General features: G+C 67.6%; 5 protein-coding genes. 2 read left to right on the forward strand and 3 right to left on the reverse strand.

Annotation, left to right across the window (positions count from 1 at the left end; genetic code table 11):
- Positions 1-85: 85 nt before the first annotated feature.
- The 3 genes from H928_RS0114705 to H928_RS0114715 all read right to left on the reverse strand — a co-directional run bounded on the left by H928_RS0114705 (position 86) and on the right by H928_RS0114715 (position 3293).
- Positions 86-1363 (reverse strand): FAD-binding oxidoreductase, encoded by a 1278-nt coding sequence (locus H928_RS0114705; RefSeq protein ID WP_021027199.1) that lies wholly within the window; start codon positions 1361-1363, stop codon positions 86-88.
- Positions 1360-2211: an NUDIX domain-containing protein gene (locus tag H928_RS0114710; protein WP_052330009.1), complete on the reverse strand. Its 852-nt coding sequence runs from the start codon at positions 2209-2211 to the stop codon at positions 1360-1362. Before H928_RS0114710 ends, H928_RS0114705 begins: the two co-directional genes overlap by 4 nt.
- A 101-nt stretch (positions 2212-2312) precedes the next feature.
- Positions 2313-3293 carry a quinone oxidoreductase gene (locus H928_RS0114715; RefSeq protein ID WP_021027201.1) on the reverse strand — a complete coding sequence of 327 codons (981 nt, stop codon included), beginning with the start codon at positions 3291-3293 and terminating at the stop codon, positions 2313-2315.
- Between the two features lie 113 nt (positions 3294-3406).
- Between H928_RS0114715 and H928_RS0114720 the strand changes: the two genes are divergently transcribed.
- Both H928_RS0114720 and H928_RS30195 read left to right on the forward strand, forming a co-directional pair.
- Positions 3407-4309 (forward strand): DMT family transporter, encoded by a 903-nt coding sequence (locus H928_RS0114720; protein ID WP_021027202.1) that lies wholly within the window; start codon positions 3407-3409, stop codon positions 4307-4309.
- 123 nt (positions 4310-4432) lie between these two features.
- A partial coding sequence (locus H928_RS30195) for a DUF2076 family protein (RefSeq protein WP_204366317.1) occupies positions 4433-5230 on the forward strand: 798 nt, incomplete at its 3' end.

A 5230-nucleotide genomic window follows, 5' to 3' on the forward strand; every position in this document is an offset into this window, starting at 1 on the left:
GTGATTGCGCCGATACCGGCGGCGGTGCGCCGGCTGGCGCAGCTGATGGGCTGAGCGCGCCTGCGATTGGCCAAGCGGCGACTAGTTAACCGGCCGTGCGCAGCTGCCAGAACGGCAGCACCTGCGGCCCGCACATCCCGTTCGCGATGCGCTGTGCCGTCGGCAGCGATCCCGTCAGCCCCAGGTGGCCATGGCCCACGGCCAGCCACAGGCCCTGGATTGCATCGATATGGCCAACCACCGGCACGGAGCCGGGCAGGCAGGGGCGGTGTCCCATCCAGTGCTGGGCATCCAGGCCGGCCAGGGCCGGGAAGGCCTCGCGCGCAATGCGCTCGATGCCCGCTGCGCGGCGCGGGTTGGGGGGCGCCGTCAGGCCAGCGATCTCGACCGTGCCGCCCACGCGCAGCCCGCCTTCCATCGGTGCGATAAACACCTTTTTGTCGGCCAGCACCACGGTGCGCTCGACCAGGTGCTGGGCACCGGCAAACTGGGCGTGGTAGCCGCGTTGCGATTCGATCGGCAGCAGCATGCCCAGCGGCTTGAGCAGCGCAGGTGCCCAGGCGCCAGCGGCCACCACCACATGCGGCCAGCGCTGCGCATCCAGGGCGGCATCGCCCGTGCGCACGGCCCAGCCCTTGTCATCGGGGCGGATGGCCTTGACCTCCGCCCGCACCAGCTTGCCGCCGCGCTGCACAAAGGCCTGCAGCATGCTCTGCACATAGCGCAGCGGGTTCAGGATGGTGCCGTGGTCGGCGAGATAACGGCCATGGGCATAGCCCTGGGGTGCATGGGGCTCGAGCGCCTCGATGCCGGCGCGGTCCAGCTCCTCGACCTGGTAGCCGTATTTGGCGCGCAGCTGCCAGCCGGTGGCATCCTTTTGCGCATAGTCGGCATCGGGGTAGAGGTGCAGATGGCCGCGCCGCATGAACAGCTCGGACACGCCCAGGCTCTGCGCCAGCGCGGCATGCGCATCGACGGCACCCTGGTACAGGTCGTTGAGACGCTCTGCCGCCGCAGCCACACGCTTGGGCTCGGCCGATTGCGCAAAGGCTACCAGCCAGGATGCTGCCTTGGGCAGGTGCTTCCAGCCAATCGACAGCGGGCCGTCCTGGTCCATCAGCATGCCGGGCACGGTCTTCAAGATGCCAGGCAGGGCCAGCGGCGCGACCGAGCCGGGGCTGATCGCGCCGGAGTTGCCGTAGCTGCATTCCATGCCGGGCTCGCCCCGGTCGATCAAGGTGACGGCCACGCCATAGCTTTGCAGCGCCAGGGCGGTGGCCACACCGACCACACCGGCACCCACCACCACCACCTGCTTGGGTGCTTGCACCGGGGCGCCCTGCTTGTTCGCTGTCTCTGTCATGTCATCCAATCTGCAAAACCGGCCCAGACCAAGGCGGCCTCGGGCGTGAATCGTGCCTGCGCCAGCTGCTGCTGGACCTCTGCGGCCTGCCACAGCGCAAACTGCGCCACTTCGCCATCCTGGTTGCGGGGCACCTGGCCCTCGGGCACGGTGGCGGCATACCAGTGGATGTCTTCGTACATATAGCCCAGGTCGTCGCCGCCATCGCTGTCGGGCTGGCGAAAGCGCAGCACGCCGCCATGGCGCAGGCCTTGCAGGTCGGCGATCTTGAGCCCTGCCTCTTCCCAGGTTTCGCGGGCCAGCGCTTGGTCCAAACTGTCCTGGGCCGAGACCATGCCGCCCATCAAGGTGTCCCAGTGCAGCGGGTAGTTGGCCTTGTTGGCCGCGCGCTGCTGTACCCACAGGCGCCCATCGGGTGCGATGCCCACCAGGTGCACGGCCAAGGTGGCAATGCCCAGCACGCGCACGGCGCCGCGCTCCACGGTGCCGATGCGGCTGCCATCGACCGCCTGCACGGCCAGCTGCTCATGGCGCCAGGGGCCGCTGCGGCCCGCATCGCGCAGCGCATCGGCCAGGCGGCCCATCAACGCGGTCGCGTCTTGCGTGGGTGATTCGAGCAGCCACACCGCCGTGCCTGAGCGCTCGCGCTTGGACAGCAGGGCATCCCCGCCCAGGCGCCCGGCGATGCCGGTGTCGATCAGAAAATGCTCGACCAGGGAGCCAACTGCCTGGCCGTTGACCCAGAGCGGCAGCCGGGGCTTGCGCGGCGGCGACTTCATGGCCCTGCGCGCAGCAGCCAGCCAGGTGGGCGGCTCGGGTGCGAACAGCGGGGGAGAAACAGGGGACATGGGGCACTATCAAAATAAAAGCAGATGGATGTTAGTCCATCTGCGCCTGGGGGCCGCGAGCCCCCTCCCAAAACCCGATGCGGACATCGGCTACGGGAACATCAGGGCAGCAGGATGCTGCTGCCCGTGGTTTGGCGTGCCTCCAGCGCGCGGTGCGCGGCCTGCACCTCAGACAGCGCAAAACGCTGCGCGATATGGATCTTGACCTGGCCCGAGCCGACAACGGCGAACAAATCATTGGCCATGGCTTGGCAGGCCTCGCGCGAGCGCAGATGGGTAAACAGGCCCTGGCGCGTGACATAGAGGCTCTTGGCCGCCAGGATGGCCGGCGCAAAAGGCGGCACCGGGCCGGAGGCATTGCCAAACGAGACCATCAGGCCAAAGGCGCGCAGGCATTGCAGCGAACCATCCCAGGTGTCCTTGCCGACCGAGTCATAGACGACCTTGACGCCCTTGCCGCCGGTGATGTCCTTGACGCGTTCGGCAAAGTTTTCCGTGCGGTAGTTGATGGCCACCTCGGCGCCGTTGGCCAGCGCCAGCTGGCATTTCTCTGCGGAGCCGGCCGTCGCAATCAGGCGCAGGCCCAGCGCCTTGGCCCATTGGCAGGCGATCAGCCCCACGCCGCCAGCCGCCGCATGGAACAGCACAAAGTCGCCCGAATGCAGCCCTTCTGCCGGCTTGGCCTGGCGCAGCAGGTACTGGGCCGTCAGGCCCTTGAGCATCATCGCCGCGCCGGTTTCAAAATCAATGCTGTCGGGCAGCTGGCAGACATAGGTGGCGGGCATCACCCGCACCTCGCTGTAGCTGCCCGGTGGGTTGCTGGCATAGGCCACGCGGTCGCCCACCTGCAGGTGCTGCACGCCGTCCCCCACGGCCTCGACGACGCCGGCGCCCTCCATGCCCAGGTTCAAAGGCATCGGCAAGGTGTAGAGGCCCGTGCGCTGGTAGACATCGATAAAGTTGAGCCCGATCGCATGGTGGCGTATGCGCACCTCGCCGGGGCCGGGCGCGCCGACATCCACATCGACCAGCTTCATCTCCTCGGGTCCGCCATTGCGCGCAATCTGTACTGCCAAAGACATGGGAATTCTCCTGTGTGAACTGAGATAGGTTCTGGGTAGGTGCTTGGTGCCGTCAGTCACCATGCTGCCACGCTTTCACACCGGCTGCTGTCACGGGGATGTACAGTCACGCGATGCAACCAAAACTGACACCGTCGACCATGGCGCTGCTGACCGCCGCCCCGCTGATGTGGGCGGGCAATGCCGTCGTGGGCCGGCTGGTGCACGAGCTGGTCTCCCCCATGCTGCTGAACTTTGTGCGCTGGCTGCTGGCCTTTGCGATCATGCTGCCGCTGGCCTACCCGCTGCTGCGCCGGGGCAGCCCGCTGTGGCCGCAGTGGAAGCGCTGGTCCATCATCGGCCTGCTGGGCATTGGCTGCTACAACGCCTTCCAGTACATGGCGCTCAAGACCTCGGGGCCCATCAATGTGACCCTGGTGGCGTCCAGCATGCCGCTGTGGATGATGGCCTTTGGCGCGCTGTTCTTCCAGACCCGCATCACGCGCCCGCAGATGCTGGGCGCGCTGTTCTCGGTCAGCGGCGTGCTGCTGGTGTTAAGCCATGGCAGCTGGCAGCAGCTGACCCAGCTGCGCCTGGTGCCGGGCGATCTGTTCATGCTGCTGTCCACCGCCTGCTGGTCGCTCTACAGCTGGCTGCTGGTGCGCACTCCTGATCCGGCCGGCATCAAAAGCCAGTGGGCGCTGCTGCTGATGGCCCAGCTGGCCTTTGGCCTGCTCTGGTCCGGGCTGTTTGCTGCGGGCGAATGGGCCGTGGGCGCCAGCCAGCTGCAGATGAGCAGCACCCTGCTCTGGGCCATTGCCTATATCGTCATTGGCCCGGCCCTGGTCGCCTACCGCTGCTGGGGCATGGGCGTGCAGCGCGTGGGCCCCACGGTGGCGGGCTTTTTTACCAACCTCACGCCGCTGTTTGCCGCCGTGCTGTCGGCCGCGTTTCTGGGTGAGCCGCCCCGGCTCTACCATGCAGCGGCCTTTGTGCTGGTGGTCGCCGGGATTGTGATCTCGTCACGCCGGGCCTGATGCGGGCCGGCCCAGGCGTTTACAACCTGCTACGGAAAGAACGCGGGCTTCACACTGGCGCCCTTGCGCAAGCGCACAGTGCATCCCATATGCGGTGACACCACCACCTGCGAGGATGCCGAGATGAACGCGCAAGAACAGACCCTGATTGAGAACCTCTTCCAGCAACTGCGCCAGTTGGATGGCCAGCCCAAGGATGGCCAGGCAGAGGCCTGGGTACGCCAGCAGGCCCAGCAAACCCCGGATGCGCTCTATTGGCTGACCCAGCGCGGCCTGCTGCTGGAGCAGGCGCTGCAACAGGCCCAGCAGCAAGAGGCGCAGTTGCAGGCACAACTGGTCGAGGCCCGGGCTGCTGCCGCTAAACCGGCTGGCGGCAGTTCCAGCTTTTTGGGCGCCGGGCTGGACACGCATTTTGGCCGCAGCCCCGATGCCAACCTGGCCAGCCGCAGCCCAGCGGGCTATGCGCCCAGCTATCCGCAGAACAACGCCGTCCCTGCAGGCTATGGCGATACGCCAGCCCCGGCCAGCAGTGGCCGCTGGTTTGGCGCGGCCCCGGCAGCGCCCGCCCCTATCCCCGCCCCCATGCCTGCGCAGCCCAGCGCTGGGTCGGCAGCGGGCGGCTTTTTGGGCCAGGCCGCTGCCTCTGCCGCCGGTGTGGCCGGTGGCATGCTGCTGTTCAATGGCCTGAGCCACCTCTGGAGCAACCCCGTGCAGGCGGCAACCAACCCCAGCCATGCGGCCAGCAGCAGCCCGGCTGCAGACAGCGCCAGCACGGCCAACACCAGTAGCAGCAGCGGCGACAACGCAGGCCTGGACCAACTCGCCCAGCAAGCCGGGCGTGACCATGTGGACTCGGCCGCCAACCGCTGGATGCCGGATACGGACAGCAGCAGCGGCAGCAGCAGCAGCCGTGATAGCAAA

Origin of the sequence: Comamonas sp. B-9, assembly GCF_000410635.1 — a bacterium.
Taxonomy (GTDB): Bacteria; Pseudomonadota; Gammaproteobacteria; order Burkholderiales; family Burkholderiaceae_C; genus Comamonas.

Coding starts and splice junctions, on each gene's coding strand:
- H928_RS0114705 (WP_021027199.1), bottom strand. CDS start 1,363: ATGACAGAGACAGCGAACAAGCAGGGCGCCCCGGTGCAAGCACCCAAG.
- H928_RS0114710 (WP_052330009.1), bottom strand. CDS start 2,211: ATGTCCCCTGTTTCTCCCCCGCTGTTCGCACCCGAGCCGCCCACCTGG.
- H928_RS0114715 (WP_021027201.1), bottom strand. CDS start 3,293: ATGTCTTTGGCAGTACAGATTGCGCGCAATGGCGGACCCGAGGAGATG.
- H928_RS0114720 (WP_021027202.1), top strand. CDS start 3,407: ATGCAACCAAAACTGACACCGTCGACCATGGCGCTGCTGACCGCCGCC.